The organism is Streptomyces griseoloalbus, from assembly GCA_014650015.1.
In the GTDB taxonomy this organism is placed as follows: domain Bacteria; phylum Actinomycetota; class Actinomycetes; order Streptomycetales; family Streptomycetaceae; genus Streptomyces; species Streptomyces griseoloalbus.
This window is the reverse complement of record BMUD01000122.1, coordinates 1-630: the sequence shown is the minus strand read 5'-3', so window position 1 is coordinate 630 and position 630 is coordinate 1. Positions and strand designations below refer to the sequence as shown.

Here is a 630-nt window from a genome sequence, read left to right as displayed (position 1 = left end):
ACGAACATAGTCCAACTCTTTTTCCCTAAAGTTGTGAATCTCACTCCCCGGCTTCACTGCTTGTACATGAATACTTGTTGCTCCCATAAGTTAACATTTTTGTGACAATCGATAACAGCCGGTGACAGCCGGCTGACAGGGGGTTAAGGGGGCTTGTCCCCTTACACACGCACCCTTTAGGGTGCTAGTGTGCTATCACCATACTGCATAGGTGCGAAGTTAGCAAATGTTCTGTAAATGCACAAATAAAGGGGAAAACATTTGGATTTGCGACAATAAAGTACTACCTTTGTTGCTGACCAAACGGTAGCTGACCGATACGGGAGAGTTACCAAAATACAAGCCGCTGGAGTTAATTGACGGACATCCGACATCTCCAGCGGCTTTATTTTTGCCTATCTGCTTCGTCTAGGCATACCAGTACCTCTACTAAAAATGTACTTCAAAGATACTTATTTTCTACCGACTTGATAGTTTTTACCCCATATTCTTGGACATTTTTCCCCCATGAGGTTATCTTTGTAGGGTGAAAGAGAAACCCATAAACGGGGATAGATTGAATGCTGGGAAGCATAAACAATCGGGGTAAGGTTAGCGAACCTTGCCTTTCATCCCCCATTATAACTTTAC

General features: G+C 43.5%; 1 protein-coding gene. It reads right to left on the bottom strand.

Annotated elements, in window-relative coordinates; all coding sequences use genetic code 11:
• Positions 1 to 442: 442 nt before the first annotated feature.
• Positions 443 to 630 (bottom strand): hypothetical protein (locus IE178_RS36550; protein WP_318280432.1); only part of this gene is annotated, 188 nt, incomplete at its 5' end.